This is a genomic window from Microbulbifer sp. TYP-18 (assembly GCF_040932045.1).
In the GTDB taxonomy this organism is placed as follows: domain Bacteria; phylum Pseudomonadota; class Gammaproteobacteria; order Pseudomonadales; family Cellvibrionaceae; genus Microbulbifer.
This window is the reverse complement of record NZ_JBFRBC010000022.1, coordinates 21,671-37,339: the sequence shown is the minus strand read 5'-3', so window position 1 is coordinate 37,339 and position 15,669 is coordinate 21,671. Positions and strand designations below refer to the sequence as shown.

Annotated in this window: 18 protein-coding genes; 8 read left to right on the top strand and 10 right to left on the bottom strand. The window is 58.3% G+C overall.

Annotation, left to right across the window (positions count from 1 at the left end):
• Window positions 1–150 precede the first annotated feature (150 nt).
• The gene (locus ABVT36_RS15490; protein WP_368457348.1) at window positions 151–1,380 is read left to right on the top strand and encodes an MFS transporter; all 1,230 of its coding nucleotides are present in this window, start codon (window positions 151–153) and stop codon (window positions 1,378–1,380) included.
• 72 nt (window positions 1,381–1,452) lie between these two features.
• On the opposite strand, the gene rarD is transcribed toward ABVT36_RS15490, so the two are convergent.
• Both rarD and serA read right to left on the bottom strand, forming a co-directional pair.
• Complete coding sequence (gene rarD, locus ABVT36_RS15485; RefSeq protein WP_368457347.1) at window positions 1,453–2,352, bottom strand: EamA family transporter RarD; 900 nt, start codon at window positions 2,350–2,352, stop codon at window positions 1,453–1,455.
• Between the two features lie 115 nt (window positions 2,353–2,467).
• Entirely contained in the window at window positions 2,468–3,700 is a 1,233-nt protein-coding gene (gene serA, locus ABVT36_RS15480; protein ID WP_368457346.1) for a phosphoglycerate dehydrogenase, read from the bottom strand.
• Window positions 3,701–3,824: 124 nt separating this feature from the next.
• On the opposite strand from serA, the gene ABVT36_RS15475 reads away from it, so the two are divergent.
• The 3 genes from ABVT36_RS15475 (at window position 3,825) to ABVT36_RS15465 (ending at window position 6,744) form a co-directional block, all read left to right on the top strand.
• A complete protein-coding gene (locus tag ABVT36_RS15475; RefSeq protein ID WP_368457345.1) occupies window positions 3,825–4,490 on the top strand; it encodes a fumarylacetoacetate hydrolase family protein in 666 nt (221 codons plus the stop codon).
• A 128-nt stretch (window positions 4,491–4,618) separates the two neighbouring features.
• Window positions 4,619–5,161, top strand: a complete 543-nt coding sequence (locus ABVT36_RS15470) for an asparaginase (protein ID WP_368457344.1) — start codon at window positions 4,619–4,621, stop codon at window positions 5,159–5,161.
• Window positions 5,162–5,232: 71 nt separating this feature from the next.
• A complete protein-coding gene (locus ABVT36_RS15465; RefSeq protein WP_368457343.1) occupies window positions 5,233–6,744 on the top strand; it encodes an aldehyde dehydrogenase in 1,512 nt (503 codons plus the stop codon).
• 99 nt (window positions 6,745–6,843) lie between these two features.
• Here ABVT36_RS15465 and ABVT36_RS15460 read toward each other — a convergent pair whose 3' ends face one another.
• From ABVT36_RS15460 to ABVT36_RS15450, 3 genes are all read right to left on the bottom strand, one after another.
• The gene (locus ABVT36_RS15460) at window positions 6,844–7,233 is read right to left on the bottom strand and encodes a hypothetical protein (RefSeq protein ID WP_368457342.1); all 390 of its coding nucleotides are present in this window, start codon (window positions 7,231–7,233) and stop codon (window positions 6,844–6,846) included.
• Between the two features lie 161 nt (window positions 7,234–7,394).
• Window positions 7,395–8,549, bottom strand: a complete 1,155-nt coding sequence (locus ABVT36_RS15455) for a M48 family metalloprotease (RefSeq protein WP_368457341.1) — start codon at window positions 8,547–8,549, stop codon at window positions 7,395–7,397.
• A 5-nt stretch (window positions 8,550–8,554) separates the two neighbouring features.
• Window positions 8,555–9,286, bottom strand: coding sequence for a hypothetical protein (locus tag ABVT36_RS15450; protein WP_368457340.1), 732 nt, complete (start codon window positions 9,284–9,286; stop codon window positions 8,555–8,557).
• 231 nt (window positions 9,287–9,517) lie between these two features.
• Between ABVT36_RS15450 and ABVT36_RS15445 the strand changes: the two genes are divergently transcribed.
• The 4 genes from ABVT36_RS15445 (at window position 9,518) to ABVT36_RS15430 (ending at window position 11,432) form a co-directional block, all read left to right on the top strand.
• The gene (locus tag ABVT36_RS15445; protein WP_368457339.1) at window positions 9,518–9,850 is read left to right on the top strand and encodes a DUF2007 domain-containing protein; all 333 of its coding nucleotides are present in this window, start codon (window positions 9,518–9,520) and stop codon (window positions 9,848–9,850) included.
• A gap of 94 nt (window positions 9,851–9,944) precedes the next feature.
• Complete coding sequence (locus tag ABVT36_RS15440) at window positions 9,945–10,331, top strand: STAS/SEC14 domain-containing protein (protein ID WP_367151296.1); 387 nt, start codon at window positions 9,945–9,947, stop codon at window positions 10,329–10,331.
• Window positions 10,332–10,338: 7 nt separating this feature from the next.
• Window positions 10,339–10,713, top strand: coding sequence for a hypothetical protein (locus ABVT36_RS15435; protein ID WP_368457338.1), 375 nt, complete (start codon window positions 10,339–10,341; stop codon window positions 10,711–10,713).
• On the top strand, window positions 10,677–11,432 hold the full coding sequence (locus tag ABVT36_RS15430; protein WP_368457337.1) for a TerC family protein: 756 nt from the start codon (window positions 10,677–10,679) through the stop codon (window positions 11,430–11,432). Before ABVT36_RS15435 ends, ABVT36_RS15430 begins: the two co-directional genes overlap by 37 nt.
• 188 nt (window positions 11,433–11,620) lie before the next feature.
• Here ABVT36_RS15430 and ABVT36_RS15425 read toward each other — a convergent pair whose 3' ends face one another.
• The 5 genes from ABVT36_RS15425 to moaE form a co-directional block, all read right to left on the bottom strand.
• On the bottom strand, window positions 11,621–12,385 hold the full coding sequence (locus tag ABVT36_RS15425; RefSeq protein ID WP_367151294.1) for a ThiF family adenylyltransferase: 765 nt from the start codon (window positions 12,383–12,385) through the stop codon (window positions 11,621–11,623).
• 194 nt (window positions 12,386–12,579) lie between these two features.
• Window positions 12,580–13,698: an ATP-binding cassette domain-containing protein gene (locus tag ABVT36_RS15420; protein WP_368457336.1), complete on the bottom strand. Its 1,119-nt coding sequence runs from the start codon at window positions 13,696–13,698 to the stop codon at window positions 12,580–12,582.
• Entirely contained in the window at window positions 13,698–14,420 is a 723-nt protein-coding gene (modB, locus tag ABVT36_RS15415; protein WP_368457335.1) for a molybdate ABC transporter permease subunit, read from the bottom strand. Before modB ends, ABVT36_RS15420 begins: the two co-directional genes overlap by 1 nt.
• Complete coding sequence (gene modA / locus ABVT36_RS15410; protein WP_368457334.1) at window positions 14,417–15,199, bottom strand: molybdate ABC transporter substrate-binding protein; 783 nt, start codon at window positions 15,197–15,199, stop codon at window positions 14,417–14,419. Before modA ends, modB begins: the two co-directional genes overlap by 4 nt.
• Window positions 15,184–15,663 carry a molybdopterin synthase catalytic subunit MoaE gene (moaE, locus tag ABVT36_RS15405; protein ID WP_368457333.1) on the bottom strand — a complete coding sequence of 160 codons (480 nt, stop codon included), beginning with the start codon at window positions 15,661–15,663 and terminating at the stop codon, window positions 15,184–15,186. The genes modA and moaE overlap by 16 nt, the downstream gene beginning before the upstream one ends.
• Window positions 15,664–15,669 lie beyond the last annotated feature (6 nt).

Sequence of the window (15,669 nt, the reverse complement as noted above, 5' to 3'; positions counted from 1 at the left end):
TTCCAACTCCCCTGTTGGGGGGATGGGTTTCGTTGCCGGTTTCTGGCACTGTCAGCCCCTGGTAGTGAAAATATTGGCCGGAACAGCAACGTCTGCTGCCACTGCCGGTACTGCGCCGCAAGAATTAGATCAATAACCCCAGAGCCCGCTATGTCTGATGTCGCGTCTGTCTCAACCACGGGTGATCTATCCACCCAGGCCATTTTTGATCGGCCCAGGACCATCACCGCGGCGGTGGTCATCAGTATCGTGGGGAACGCCGTGTTTATCGGTATGCCCATGCTGGTGGGCGCCATGGCGGAATCTTTGGGGTTTGATGAGCAGCAGCTGGGCTGGCTGGCATCGGCGGATCTGTTCGGGATTTTTGTCGCTTCGATTACCACATCGCTGCTGCTGACCCGTATCAATCGACAGTGGATGGCGCTGTTTGGAATAGCACTGGCCATCGCCAACAATTATCTGTCGACCACTATTACGGATTTCGAGTCGCTGATAGTCGTGCGGGTTCTGTCGGGCATCGGCGGTGGAGTCTGTTACGCCCTGGGTGTGGCAACTCTGGCGGGGTCCCACCACACGGGTCGCAACTACAGTATTCTGTTGTTTGCGCTGGTGGCGGTGAACGCTATTGAACTTTACACCTTTCCATCCATTTCCGACCGCTGGGGTGTAAATGGAATCTTTCTGTTTTTCTGTGCGGCCTTTGCTCTGGTGGCCGCCTTTGTTCAGTGGTTGCCCGCTCGCGGCATAGAAACAGCGGCAGGGGGAGAGGAAGTCGCGGCTACCGACTCCGGCGCCTTACTGTACCTGCCGCGCTGGGTTCCCTGGGTGTGCCTGGCGGCCGTCTCGGCGGTGTATATCAACGTCGGTGCATTTTGGGCATTTATCGAACGGGCTGGTGTCGACGCCAATCTCAGCGACGATTTTATCGCCAACACCCTGGCACTGGGCACTTTGTTCACTCTGAGTGGTTGTGCCATTGCCACCTGGCTTAGCAATCGCTACGGCCAGTCGAAGCCCCTGCTGTGGGCACTGGCGATCATGACCGTACTGCTGGTGGGATTGGCCCTCGATATCAATCCCGTTTCTTATGTGATTGGTGCCACGCTGTTTAATTTTATGTGGCTGTTTATCGACATCTTCCAGTTGGGCACGCTTGGCAATATCGATCACAGTGGCCGCTATGCGGCGCTGGTTCCGGCCGCACAGGGGCTGACGCAATCCGTTGCGCCAGCCGTTGCCGGTTATATTCTGGTGAGCGGATCGGGGTATGGCGGTGTCATGCTGCTGTGTGCATTCGGGACATCGCTCGCCTGGGTTTGCTATCGCCTGGTTTATCGAACCCTGAGACAGGCGACACCAGACGTTGCCGATGCCAGCTGAGGAAAAGCGGGGCGGGCCCTAGCCCCTATTTACCTTTTAGTCACCAGGCAACCCAATAAATAGCTGGTCCCCTCAGGCAAGCTGTTGCCGCTGCTTTCTGCGCAGGATCAGGGCATCCCCTGTGTACAGCGCCAGGCCGAGCCAGACGAAGGTGAAGGTCAGCAGCAGGTTGTGGTCGAACGGCTCGTGAAACAGTGTCACCGCCACCAGCAGTTGCAGAGTGGGGGCGATATATTGCAAAAATCCCACCGTCGACAGGTTCAGTCGCCGCGCGGCAATATTAAACAGCAGTAGCGGTGTCAGGGTGACGGGGCCGGCCAACAACAGCAGGCTGTTCAGCTGCCAGCTGTTGTTAAGGGGGTTGCTGCTGGGACTGCCGCTCCAGATCAGGTAGGCCAGGGCCAGCGGCAGTATATAGATGGTCTCCACCGCGAGGCCGGTGAGACTGTCCACCGGTGCGCGTTTGCGTACCAGGCCGTAAAAGCCGAACGTCAGTGCCAGGAACAGCGCCACCACCGGCAGTCGGCCGAACTGCAGCAGATACCAGCCGATACCGGTGGCCGCCAGCGCCACGGCGATCCACTGCAGGCGGCGCAGCCGCTCCCCCAGCACCAGCACTCCCAACAGCACATTGATCAGCGGGTTGATGTAATAACCGAGGCTGGCATCGAGCAAATGGTCGTTGGTGATGGCCCAGATAAATACCAGCCAGTTGCTGCCGATCAGCAGGGCGGACAGTGCCATTGTGCGCATCTTGTGCCTGTCCCCCAGGACACTGCGCAAACCCCGCAACTTGCCCATCAGCGCCATGATGATCAGTGCCAGCGCCAGTGCCCAGATACTGCGGTGGGCGAGCAGTTCGGTAGCGGGGATGTCGGCGAACAGCTTGAAGTACAGCGGCGCCAGCCCCCAGAAAAGAAAGGCGGAAATGCCGGCAAGCAGGCCGGTGGCGTAATCGTCTCTATTGTTCACGGTAACTCGCAGATCGGAGCGGGGGGAGGTGGCACCGGGCGTCGGTTAAACAGCCCGGTGCTGATGTCGCCAATTTTACCGCAATAACCGCGGTGATGTCAGCCGGATCCCACCGTCAGAACAATACGCGGCAGCGCAGGGTGCCGGGAATATTCTTCAGTTTCTCCAGCGCCAGGTCGGAATATTCAGCGTCCACGTCGATGACCACATAGCCGAGGGTTTCGTTGGTTTGCAGATACTGGGCGGAGATGTTGATGTTGTTCTCCGAGAACACCTGGTTGATGGCGCCCAGCACACCGGGCACATTTTTATGAATATGCAGCAACCGGTGCACCCCGGCGTGGCCCGGCAGCGCCACTTCGGGAAAATTCACCGAGCTGGTGGTGGTGCCATTGTCGGAATACAGTGCCAGCTTGTCGGCCACCTCGGTACCAATATTTTCCTGTGCCTCCACGGTGGAGCCTCCGATGTGCGGCGTCAGCAGCGCATTGTCGATACCGCGCAGGGGCGAGCGGAATTCCTCGTCGTTGCCCCGCGGCTCCAGGGGGAACACATCGATGGCGGCGCCGGCGAGATGACCGCTTTCCAGCGCAGCCGCCAGCGCGTCTATATCCACCACTGTGCCGCGGGAGGCGTTCAGCAGTATGGCACCGGGTTTCATACGCTGCAGCTGGGCCTCGCCCATCATCATCTTTGTGGAGGGCAGTTCCGGCACGTGCAGGCTCACCACGTCGGCCTGTGCCAGCAGCTCGTCCAGGGAAGCCAACTGGTGGGCGTTGCCCAGAGGCAGCTTGGTGATCACATCGAAAAACACCACCCGCATCCCTATGGCCTCGGCCATCACTGACAACTGCGAGCCGATGGCGCCGTAGCCGATGATACCCAGGGTTTTGCCGCGGGCCTCGTAGGCGCCGGCGGCGGACTTGAGCCAGCCGCCGCGATGGCACACGGCATTCTTTGAGGGTATGCCGCGCAGCAGCAGTATGGTCTCGGCGATGATCAGTTCCGCCACGCTGCGGGTATTGGAATAGGGCGCATTGAAAACGGCGATTCCCAGCTCCGTGGCTGCCTTCAGGTCCACCTGGTTGGTGCCGATACAGAAGCAGCCGACGCCGATCAGTTTGGGGGCGCGCTCCAGAATTTTGCGGGTCAGCTGCGTGCGGGACCGAATACCGATAAAGTGTGCGTCCGCCACCTGCTCCAGCAGCTCGTCTTCCGGCAGTGACGTTTTCAGATGGGTCACATTGGTGTAGCCGCGCGAGCCCAACAGGTCGATGGCGGACTGGTGTACGCCCTCCAGCAACAGAATACGGATCTTGTCTTTTTGCAATGAGATCTGCGCAGCCATATAAACTCTCTTGACCATGGGTAATGGGATGCGATAGAGAAGACCGGGAATCCGGCGAGGGCGCGATCATACCACATGCGGCCTAAAAAGCTTTAAGCGAAATGTCTATCCTAAGGGGGTTTCCATGTATCGCCACAGATTCACCTGCGGTACCGCCTGTGAGCCGGCGGTACCGGGCAAGATCGTCTGCGTCGGCCGCAACTACGCCGCCCACGCCGCCGAGCTGGACAACCCGGTACCGGAGGAGCCGCTGCTGTTTATCAAGCCCGCCACCGCCGCGGTGGATATAGAGGAGCCCATTCACCTGCCGGTAGGTCGCGGGGACTGTCACTTCGAGGGGGAGCTGGCGCTGCTGATCGGCCGGCAGCTGAGCGGTGCCAACAGCGCCGACGTGCCCGCGGCCATCGCCGGGCTGGGACTGGCGCTGGACCTGACCCTGCGGGATCTGCAGACAGAGCTGAAGCGGGCCGGTCACCCCTGGGAAAAGGCCAAAGGGTTTGACGGCGCCTGCCCAGTGTCGCCCTTCCTGAAGCTCGACTGGCTGCCGGACTGGGACAACCTCAGTTTTTCCCTGTGGCTGAACGATGCGCTGCGCCAGCGGGGCAAGACCGGGCATATGCTTACGCCGATGCTGGATCTGGTGGCCTATATCAGCGGCTACTTCACCCTGATGCCCGGGGACCTTGTGCTCACCGGAACACCCGCCGGCGTGGGCACCCTGCACAGCGGCGACCGGCTGGCGATGCAACTGGAGGAGGACTGGCTGCGAATCCAGACCCATGTTGCCTGACTCTTGTTGCTGCAGGGTGGCGAAGACGCGGGGCCAATCGTATTGTCGCCACTGGCGCTCGGCACTATGATGCCGCCAGCCTGCGGCAACAGTGCGCCGACAGGCCCCAGGCCCAGTGGAGACAAGCGATGACCGATCCAAACCCCACCACCACAGTCCGCGTCCTCACCACCGGCGGTACCATCGAGAAGAGCTACTGCGAGGAGGAGGGTACCCTCAAGAATCGCGCCTCCATTATTCGCGAGGGCCTGATTGCCGGCCTGCGCCTGCCCTACACCCGCCTGGAGCTGGACAGCATCCTCAACAAGGATTCCCTGGAGATGGACGACAGTGACCGGGCCCTGATCGCCGATGCGATTCAGGCCACCGCCGGGCACGGAGACCCCATCGTCGTACTGCACGGTACCGATACCATGTCCAACTCCGCTGAATACTGCTATCGCAAGCTGGGTACCCTGCCGGTGCCGGTGGTTTTTACCGGGGCCATGAAACCCATGGGGTTTATCGACTCCGACGCCCGGCAGAATGTGATAGAGGCGCTGTTGGCGGCGCGACTGATGGCGCCCGGCTTCTATATCGCCTTCCACAACCGCGTCTTCCCCATTCCCGGCGCGCGCAAGAATCGTGACGAGGGCACTTTCGAGGCCCTCGATCCGGGCAGTGAATCCTAGGCCGCCTTTTGATTTGTGATCACATTTTAGGTATAAACCAAATAAATCTTCAGTTTCTATCGAGGTGAGCCATGTCAGAACACCACAAGACCCCGACAACCCTGCAGGAGTGGCTGGCCCTCGCGGACACCCTGGAGATAGAGGGGCGCGCTTTCATCAACGGCGCCTACGTCGATGCCCTGTCCGGCAGCACCCGGGCAACCTATAGCCCCGCCGATGGGCGCGAGCTGGCGCAGGTGGCCAGCTGTGGCCCCAAGGATGCCGAGGTGGCGGTGAAAGTGGCGCGCGAGACTTTCGAATCCGGTGTCTGGTCCCATATGCCGCCCATGGCGCGCAAGAAGATTCTGGTGCGTTTTGCCGAACTGATTGAAGAAAACCGGGTGGAGATAGCCCTGCTGGAGAGCCTGGACGCGGGCAAGCCCATCAGCGACACCATGAGTGTCGATGTGCCGGGCGCGGCGACCACCATCCGCTGGAGCGGTGAGGCCATCGACAAGATCTACGACGAAGTCGCACCCACAGGTCCCGCTGAACTGGGTCTGGTCACCCGCATGCCCCTGGGGGTGGTGGCCGCCATAGTGCCCTGGAACTTCCCCCTGTCCACAACCGCCTGGAAACTGGGCCCGGCACTGGCCAGCGGCAACAGCGTGATTCTCAAGCCCGCCTCCAGTACGCCATTGACCGCCATCAAACTGGCGGGCCTCGCGCGGGAGGCCGGTCTGCCGGACGGCGTGTTGAACGTGCTTCCGGGACCCGGCAGCAGCCTCGGCAAGGCCCTGGGTCTGCACATGGACATCGACTGCCTCACTTTCACCGGCTCCACCGAGGTGGGTAAAACCCTCACCGAATACTCCGGCCAGTCCAACCTCAAGCGCACCTTCCTGGAGCTGGGGGGCAAGAGCCCCAACATCGTATTTGCCGATGCGGACCTGGACAAGGCGGCGGAAGCGGCGGCCCTGGCGATTTTCTACAACCAGGGCGAGACCTGCACCGCCGGTTCCCGCCTGCTGGTGGAAAAATCCATCGCCGGGGAATTTATCGAGAAAGTGAAGCGGGCCAGTGAGCGCTTCGCACCGGGTCACCCACAGGACCCGGCCACGGTTATGGGGGCCCTGATCGACAAGGGCCAGTTTGACACTGTCGAACACTATGTGGCCAAGGGTATCGAAGAGGGTGCGCAACTGGTTTGTGGCGGTGCGGCGGCGGAAGCCGTGGAGGGCGGTCACTACTACCAGCCGACGGTGTTTCGCGGTGTCGACGGCTCCATGACCATCGCCCGGGAGGAGATTTTTGGCCCGGTGCTGGCGGTGATCGAATTCGAAACCGAGGCGGAGGCCCTGGCGATCGCCAATGACTCCATCTACGGCCTGGCCGCCGGGATCTGGACCCAGAACCTGGGCCGCGCCCATCGCCTGGCGCGGGATATTCGCGCCGGTTCCGTGTGGGTGAACAATTACTTTGGCGGTGACATCACAGTTCCCTTTGGCGGCTTCAAACAGTCCGGCAATGGCCGTGACAAATCCCTGCACGCGCTGGACAAGTACTGCGAACTGAAGTCTACTTGGATTGATATTGGCGGTTAACTCACAGCTAGAAAGATCGTTAGAGCAAACTGGTTGCGCACAAGGATGTGTCGTCACCGCCGCCGTACAGCATCACCCTGTTGCTCTTGTATCACCAGGTCAGATTAGCTCAAAGGATGCAACCATCGCCTCGAACTCAGCGAGACTTTCGTTGTAAAAGTGTACTCTTGGTGCCTGAAACATCAATTCGTAAAAGTTCCCGTCTTTGATAAAGCCGTAGGCGAGCACATTAAAGGTGACTCCCTGGGGGTTCGCGAAGTTGAGTTCCATGCGAAACGCTGGCTCCCCAGCTACTGTGGCTGGAGTAAGGGATAATTCATTGATGGTGGGCATTTCCAATTGTTTTTCCATACCAGCCCGATAATAGGCCGCCACCTCGGTCACTACGCTGTTTTCGTCGATGCGGGCGTCCATTTCCTTATTGACTTCAGCGAAGCTGTAGCGATCGAATTCAACCCAATTGAGAGTCGGCCAATCCTTACTGATCATGACACGGTTCGAGTCTGCTACATGCTGAGTCCAGCCTTCTGGTACTGAAAGGCGGAAGGACTTTTCACCTTCGATAAATCCTGCCTCCAAAGGTCGCCAGACTTGGCAGGCGGTTAGTCCCACGAGGATCATGGTCATTGTTATAAATTTAAATAAACTTCTCATGACTTGGCCTTTGTTCTAATTGTTTCCAGGTATTGTTTGACAAACGCGCTCTCAGGTGCACTCGGAGCCAACACTAGATAGCGCTCAAAATATTCGGCGGCACCAACAAAATCCTCCTTTTTGTACGCTATGATGCCGAGTGCCCGATACGGAGGAGCATAGTTTGGGTTTCTCTCAATACTTGTCTGATAATATTCCGTGGCTTTTGCAATATCACCTTCCTCATTGCGGAGTCGAAATGCTTCGGCGGCATAAAACACATTCTGTGCGCCGAATTCACGCGCAAATTTATTTTGCTCCGCTAACCCGATCAACGAGCTGTAATTGCCTGAAGACAGCTTGCCATCAAGCACAGACAGCCAGATAGGTCGGATATTATCGGCGTAGATTTGAGGAAGAATGTCCCCCCCCTCTTGCTGCGTTGCGGTCATTTCCCGGTAGCTGGTGATGCGCGCTTTGAGTTTCGGGTGTGAAGAGAAGAAATAGGGGACGGATTCTTCTTCCTGCAATTGTGCCTCTCGATCCAGTGCTTCAAATGCCTTGGCGGCCTCTGAGCCCGCATAACCGCTGTTGAGGTAGCGGGTTAGCCCCTCCTTATCCGCCTCGCGCTCCAGAGAGCGGGAATATCCGGACATACTTCCGTATACAAATAAATGCGCAAACGGAATACCCAGCATTGCTGCCGAAAGGCCTACCCCAGCTGCGACACTATTGGATTGGCGTTGCCTTTCCGAATGCCTGTGGATGAAGTGAATGCCTTCATGTGAAAGTACCGATGCCAGCTGGGCTTCATTTTCCAAAGTGGCTATCAGGCCGCTGTTCACATAAATGTTACCATTTGGTAGTGCAAATGCATTTAAGGCAGTGTCATTGAGGATTTTAACCCGAGAGTTCCCGGCGAATTCTGGAAACAGTCGATCGTATACTGATTGAACATACTGAGTAAGCGCGGGGTCTTGATACACAAGTCCCATCTTCACCAAACCGTGTTCGAACTCGTCAGCGGCATGCCACAAACGTGACGCCCCCTCAGTGTCGGCCTTGATCGGCTTGCCCGCCTCCAGGGGCGCAATGTTCGCGCATCCCACGCTCGCTGCCATTAGTGCAGTACAAATTCCATTTTTGCAGAGTTTTGTATAGTTGCGGTGCACGGTGCTCACCGATCTTCTTCCAGGTCGGCTAAAAACTTATCGTGTCCTGAAAAAGCGGCCTGCAACATACTGCGTGCATCTTGATTGGTGGTTAGCCCATGCGAAGTGCTGAAGGAATGGTTTGACCAAAGCACATCGCCACTGCCCAAGTTAACGAAGCCGACGATGACTTCCGAGTGGCCCATTGGAATTCCCACCCCCATCAAGGCGGCGACACCGGCTGCTACCATGCGTCCGCCAGAGGATTTGACATCCAGACCTGAGACCACCAACGCCGTTTCGGAGCCGGTTTTCTCCTGCAAAAACTGGAGCCCGCTTCCCACAGTGCCATCAACCCGTGACTTTTTATGTTGCCACCCGGAGACAGCCTGTTGTCCCCGCAGCGCTTTGACCACCTCGCGATACACCGCAATATGTTCGTCAAGCGTCAGCTTTTCTTCAGCGTTGAGTTCCGGCATGGCGGCGGAATTGATCTGGACTTCACCATCAAACATCGCGTCTAACTGCGTTTGCAATACCTTTTGGGCCCGCTCGGACCACTCGGGGACTTTTTCCAGGTTTGCGATACCTAATTCGTAGGCACTGGCGTCGACTGGTATAACAATAACGTTATTAAGCACCTGCTTGTCGATTTCTCCATTAGCGACAGAGTAATGGGTCAAGCCACCAAAATTGTGAGCGCAACCACTGATCAGTCCGGCCAGCAAGAGAAAGGCGAATATAATTTTCTTATTCATAAGGGAGCTTTTATGTTTATATTTTTTGTAGGTCAGTCATTATCTTTCATAGAAAATTTCCAAGCAAGCCTGTATATAAGGACTAGTAGTCATATTTTTCAGCCTGTCTAAGCTGTATTTCCTGTCGCATGCTGTTAAGCTTGTGCTGTTGCGACATTTGTCCAAAGTAGAGGGCCAAACTCGGATAGGGACAACCTACTGATTAAACTGTGCAGCCATAGGGGAATCACTATGTCTTCGCGCCTGATTTTTACCCACGAAAATCGTTTGCTGGTCGAGCTTGCCAAGAGCAAGCTCGAAGTTGCCGGTATCCCCGTATTCCTGCGCAACGAATACGCCCAGGGGGCCACCGGTGAGCTGGCACCGCACCAGGCCTGGCCGGAGCTGTGGCTGGAACGGGAGCGGGACTACGAGCGCGCCCAGCAGCTGCTGCGGGACAATGACGACCCAAGCGGGGCGGAATGGGTGTGCCGCGGCTGCGGCGAGCAAAACGGTGCGGCGTTTGACTACTGCTGGAACTGTGGGCAGCCGGCCACAGTGTCGCAAGACCCCGACAACGGATAACAGCTGATCGATAAAGCCCGCCCTGGCTTTTCCCGGCCCGGGTTGGTGGCGCAGGTACGCAAATCCCTTTTTAAATCGCAGATGGAGAATGCATATGGACGTAAAGCGGCATGGACTTTCCGTGGGTATCGAGGGCCGGGGCGAGCACTTTTTCCTGTCCCTGAGTGCACGCGGCAAACTCACCCACGGGGATTACGAGATCATGGTGCCCATGGTAGAGTCGGCCCTGGTTGGCGTTAAACACCCCCAGATCAACGTGCTGGTCGATGCCACCGAACTGGAAGGGTGGGAGGCGCGGGCGGCCTGGGACGACCTGAAATTCGGCCTCAAGCACGGGCGCCAGTTCAAACGAATTGCAGTGGTGGGACATGAGCGCTGGCAGGAAGTCGCCACCAAAGCGGCCTCCTGGTTCATCGGTGGCGAGGCCCGCTTGTTCGAGGATCGGGAGCAGGCCATGGCCTGGCTCGCGGAGGACTCCTAGCAGGTTGTTGAAAAAGGCATCCTGCCTGTTTCAAAACACGAAAAGCGAAAAATGTGATTTTCACTTTTCTCCCAAAATCAACGACTTAGGCGTCGTTGATTTTGCCGGAACATCCATATTCCGGTACCAGGCGTCGAAATTCTTCGAATTTCAACAGCCTGCTAGCATTGCCAACCGCCAGCGCAGGGAATTGGAGCAGGGTTTCCCCACTGTGCCGGCGCAGATTTTTGAAATCCCACCGGTCGCGCCCAGCTGTGCAGGATTTCCAGGGCAAGAATCAACTCGATGGCAGACCATCGGTTTGATTGCCGCATTAACAGCAACGCCGCGAATAGGAGCGATCGAATGTTCGAATGGATGGCAAGCCCGGAAGCCTGGGTAGCACTGGCCACCCTGGCGGCCCTGGAAATCGTTCTGGGCATCGACAACATCATCTTTATTTCGATTCTGGTCGGCCGTTTGCCGCCCCGGCAGCGCGAGCCGGCTCGTTTTATCGGTCTGACCCTGGCCATGCTCACCCGCCTGGGGCTGTTGTTTTCCATCGTCTGGATCATGGGGCTGGTGGAGCCCTGGTTCAGCGTCTTCGGGCACGAAATTTCCGGTCGCGACGTGATACTGATTGGTGGGGGCCTGTTCCTGCTGTTCAAGGCCACCCACGAGATCCACCACAGCCTGGAGGGCGCCGACGGGGGTTCCGGGTCCGGGGCAGTATCGAGTTTCGGCATGGTGCTGGTGCAGATCGCCATCCTCGATATTGTTTTCTCGCTGGATTCGGTTATCACAGCGGTGGGGCTGGTGGATCAGATCTCCATCATGGCCATTGCAATTATTCTCGCCGTGGCGGTAATGCTGGTGGCGGCCAAGCCCATCGGTGAATTTGTCGAGCGGCACCCAACGGTAAAAATGCTGGCTCTCTCCTTTTTGATCCTGGTGGGCTTTACCCTGATCCTCGAAGGGGTCGAGGTCCATGTGCCCAAGGGTTATATCTACTTCGCTATGGCGTTTTCCATCGCGGTGGAAGTACTCAATTTGCGTCTGCGCAAGAAACAGGCCAGACCGGTGGAGCTGTACAAAGCCTACCACTCGGAAAAACTTCAGTAGAGGGTCCCTAGCAGGTTGTTGAAAAAGGCATCCTGCCTGTTTCAAAACACGAAAAGCGAAAAATGTGATTTTCACTTTTCTCCCAAAATCAACGACTTAGGCGTCGTTGATTTTGCCGGAACATCCATATTCCGGCACCAGGCGTCGAAATTCTTCGAATTTCAACAGCCTGCTAGGGTCGATGGGCCCTAGCCCGGGGTCCCGGCCTTCCCACTACAGGCGTCACAGCGCGCCTCGCCCAGGTTCAGCCTGCGCCACTCCAGGGTTTCCGCCTCGAACAGCTGCAACCTGTTAAGGCTGGCGGGGGTGAGCCCCGCAATCAGTTTGATCGCCTCCAGCGCCTGGGCGCTGCCGATCACACCCAGCACTGGACCCAGCACGCCCAGGGTTTCGCAATTGCCGCCCGGCTCCGTTTCTGTTTCGGTGAACAGGCAGGCGTAGCAGGGCGAATCCGGCTGGCGGAAATCAAAGGTGACCAGTTGTGCGGAAAAGCCCTGTGCCGAAGCCAGGATGAGTGGTATCCCCAGGGCGCGGCAGACGCGGTTGATACTGAAGCGGGAAGCCATATTGTCGGTGCAGTCGAGCACCAGGTCGATGCCCCCCAACTGCTGCTGCAACCAGGGTTCGGTGGCCATACACAGGTGCGGCACTATGCGGATGTCCGGGTTGGCGGCCTGCAATTGCTGCGCCGCCACCTGTGCTTTGGGCTTGTGCAGGTGGTTGGTTTTGTACAACACCTGACGCTGCAGGTTGGAGAGTTCCACAGTGTCCCCGTCCACCAGGTGCAGTTCGCCAACCCCCGCAGCGGCCAGGTAGAGGGTCGCCGGGCAGCCCAGGCCCCCCAGCCCCACCACCATCACGCGGGCGGCGGCGAGCTTTTCCTGCGCCTGTTCGCCCATCTGCGGCAACATAATCTGGCGGCCGTAGCGGGCGCGCTGTTTGTGACTGATCAACGTAATTCCTCGATACCCGGATAACCGACTTTTAACAGGTTGTTGGAAAGCCTTTCCTGGCTTTTCTCAAGCCGGCTTTTCGGCGCGTGTCCGCAAACCCTCCACGGCAAATCAAGCAGTTGCACTCTTGAGTTGCGGTTCGTACATCTCTGCTCGGCAAAGCAGAATGCCGAAAATATTTTTTCAACAGTCCGCTAAAGACCGAGCAGGCTTCCCGCCTTAAATTGGGCAAAGTAGCCTTTCCCCCGGCACAGCTGCAGCCGCTCATAAGAGAGGCGGGAAATATCCGCGTACAACATCTGCCCTGCGGCAGTTAATTGCAGGCGTATGCGGCCATCGGCCAGATTCTGTTTTCCAGCCAGAGTCACCGGCAGGCAATTCAAAATACTGGACGGGCCCGGTTCCTCCAGGCTGAGGCTGATATCCCCGGCCTGCAGCAGAAAAGTCGCCGTTTCGCCTTTGCGATAGTGGCCGGCGACCCTGTCCCCAAAGAGAGGAACCCCACCCAAATCCAAACTCAGCAGGCCATGGTGCAGGGATTCCACCCGCGCTTCGATACGGCTGTGGCAGCTCTCCCCCAGTGTACCGAAGTCCAGCAGCCGGGCCGCTTCCGCCAGGGACAGCGGGGCGGACAAATCCGCAGACGCCATCCACAGGCACTGCTGAGCCAGTAATTGTATCTCGTCGAAGTCGTGGCTGGTCCAGATTACCAGTGTCGGATGGCGGGCCCAGAAATCCCTCAGGGTCGGCAGAAGGTGACGGAGTACCTGGTTCCGGTCCACTGCCGACAGTGGCTCATCGAACAACTGCAGAGGTGCATTGTGGAACAGCTGGCGCAACAGTGCCACCCGCTGGGCCTCGCCACCGGATAATAACTCCACCGGCTGATGTAACAGCGGTGCCATACCAAAAGCCGTCAGCAGCTGATCACACTCCTCCCCGGGCAATGGCCTGCGGCTGTAGCGGCGGGCCAGCGCCAGGTTGTCTGCCACCGACTGCCCGGCAAACAGGCGACTGTCCTGAAACCCCAGAGAGAGGGCGCGCTTGTGGGTAGACAGCGTGCGGCGCCCACGCTGCCAGACGGTATTGGCAAAAGAGATTTTACCGCGGCAGCGGCGCTGGCCGGCCAGGGCCGCCAGCAATGTACTCTTGCCGCCGCCGGAGGGGCCGGTCAGGCCGAAAACACCACTGGCCGGTAGGCGTAATTGCCAGGGAGTAGCAGCATTGAAGGAGGTCACCAGCCCTTCGACGCTGAGCCCGGTAGAGTCAGGAATAGTGGTGGCGGTACTCAACAGGCGCAGGGAGATTTCCATTAGCCCAATACCCCCAGCATCGGCCTGGGAGGCGCTGTATTCGAGCTGCGCGGCGCCAGGACATATCCCAGCCAACGGGCCACCAGTAAGAGTACGGTGGTCAGCCCCATTAACATCAGGGCCAGACGGTGCGCCGCACCATACTCCATCGTTTCCACATGCTGGTAGAGCGCGATGGAAACCACTTGGGTCTCACCGGGAATTGCGCCCCCGATCATCAGCACCACGCCAAACTCACCCAATGTGTGGGCAAAAGTCAGCGCACAGGCGCTCACAATTGCCGCACGGCTTGCGGGCAGGAGTACTTTCCATAGCGCCACCCAGGGTGGAATACCCAGTGCAGCGGCGGCCTGGGTCAGGCGCTGGCCGTTGGTGCGAAAAGCAGCCAGCAGCGGCTGCACCATAAACGGCAGGGAATAAATCACCGAGGCAAACACCAGGCCGGTGAAAGAAAATACCAATGGGCCGCCAAAAAGCTGTGACAACCACTGACCGGGGGCGAAATTGGGGGAAAACAACAACAGCAAATAAAAACCCAGCACCGTAGGCGGCAATACCAGTGGCAGGGTAATCAAGACTTCGATAGCGTGACGCCAGCGGCTCTGCCACTGGCTCAACTGCCAGGACAGGGGCACGCCAATCATAAACAGCAGCAGGGTCGTCAGCCCGGCCAGTTTTAAGGTCAGCCACAGGGCCTGCCAGTCGGCAGCGGCGATGGTCATACCCCGCTACCTCCATCATTCCGTGAATATTGTGCCGGTAAAACACCGTAACCCAGGCGGCGCAGTTGCAACTGCACTTCCGGCGAACGCAAATAATCGGTGAGGGCCTGTGCTTTTTTGGGGTGGCGGCTCTTAATGGGAATCACCAGCTGCTGTTCAATCGGGCGATACCAATGCTGCGGCAGCAACCAGAAGTTAGTGCGCCCGGCTGCGCGCATCTGGCTGGCGGCGACAAAGCCCAACTGCGCATTGCCGGAATCCAGCATTAAGTAGGCCTGGCCGGCGTTGTGGGCTCGGGCCAATTGAGTTTGTTTTTTCTCCCATAAACCAAGGTTTTCCAATACCTGCCGGGCGGCATTGCCGAAGGGCGCTACTTTGGGGTCAGCTAATACGATTTTATCGGGCCATGTTTGCAGTAACTGCTCGATATGCGATTCCGATTTTGGATGCCAAAGCGCGAGTAAACCCAGGGCGTAAGTCCGGCGACTGTTGCCCAGTGCCCCGCCCTGTTTTTCCAGCAGTTCGGGACGCTCGCGATCGGCGGACAGAAATAAATCGAAGGGGGCGCCGTGTGCTATCTGTTGGTAGAGCACCCCGGAACTGCCGCTGTTGATTTGCACCACACAGGCATGGCGGCGCCCAAATTCCGGCAACACCTGCTCCAGCGCCGGGCGAAAGCTGGTCGCTACCGCTACTCGCAAGGTGCAGTTATCCGCATTCACTGGCAGCGCGATAGCCGCCAGTAAAGCGGATAGCAGCAGGTTCAGCCGGCGGACCACTTTCCCATCTCCGCCGCATCGCTGGCACGGGCCTCGATCCAGCGCTGCGAGGTGTTACCGGACTGATCTGAAATGGTTTCGTGCTTCCAGAAAGGCGCCTCGGTTTTGAGGCGGTCCATGATGTACTGGCAGGCGGCAAAGGCGGCCTGGCGGTGGGGGCTGGTGACGCCGACAAAAACAATCTCATCGTTGATCTGCATGGGGCCAACCCGGTGAACAATGGCCACACGACCCAAAGGCCAGCGGCTGCGCGCATCGCTAATAATGCCTTGCAGGCTTTTTTCGGTCATGCCCGGATAGTGCTCCAGGGCCAGGCCGCAGACATCACTACCGGCATTGAAATCGCGTACGCTGCCCACAAACAGGGCGCAGGCACCATCGCCGCTGCTGCCCTGCAGGGCCGCATATTCGCCAGCCACATCGAGCGGTGTTTCACACACTGCGATACGATCAACGGATTTCATACGGAC

Coding starts and splice junctions, on each gene's coding strand:
- serA (WP_368457346.1), bottom strand. CDS start 3,700: ATGGCTGCGCAGATCTCATTGCAAAAAGACAAGATCCGTATTCTGTTG.
- ABVT36_RS15450 (WP_368457340.1), bottom strand. CDS start 9,286: ATGAATAAGAAAATTATATTCGCCTTTCTCTTGCTGGCCGGACTGATC.
- ABVT36_RS15445 (WP_368457339.1), top strand. CDS start 9,518: ATGTCTTCGCGCCTGATTTTTACCCACGAAAATCGTTTGCTGGTCGAG.
- ABVT36_RS15470 (WP_368457344.1), top strand. CDS start 4,619: ATGACCGATCCAAACCCCACCACCACAGTCCGCGTCCTCACCACCGGC.
- ABVT36_RS15460 (WP_368457342.1), bottom strand. CDS start 7,233: ATGATCAGTAAGGATTGGCCGACTCTCAATTGGGTTGAATTCGATCGC.
- modB (WP_368457335.1), bottom strand. CDS start 14,420: ATGACCATCGCCGCTGCCGACTGGCAGGCCCTGTGGCTGACCTTAAAA.
- ABVT36_RS15420 (WP_368457336.1), bottom strand. CDS start 13,698: ATGGAAATCTCCCTGCGCCTGTTGAGTACCGCCACCACTATTCCTGAC.
- ABVT36_RS15475 (WP_368457345.1), top strand. CDS start 3,825: ATGTATCGCCACAGATTCACCTGCGGTACCGCCTGTGAGCCGGCGGTA.
- ABVT36_RS15465 (WP_368457343.1), top strand. CDS start 5,233: ATGTCAGAACACCACAAGACCCCGACAACCCTGCAGGAGTGGCTGGCC.
- ABVT36_RS15490 (WP_368457348.1), top strand. CDS start 151: ATGTCTGATGTCGCGTCTGTCTCAACCACGGGTGATCTATCCACCCAG.
- moaE (WP_368457333.1), bottom strand. CDS start 15,663: ATGAAATCCGTTGATCGTATCGCAGTGTGTGAAACACCGCTCGATGTG.
- ABVT36_RS15440 (WP_367151296.1), top strand. CDS start 9,945: ATGGACGTAAAGCGGCATGGACTTTCCGTGGGTATCGAGGGCCGGGGC.
- ABVT36_RS15430 (WP_368457337.1), top strand. CDS start 10,677: ATGTTCGAATGGATGGCAAGCCCGGAAGCCTGGGTAGCACTGGCCACC.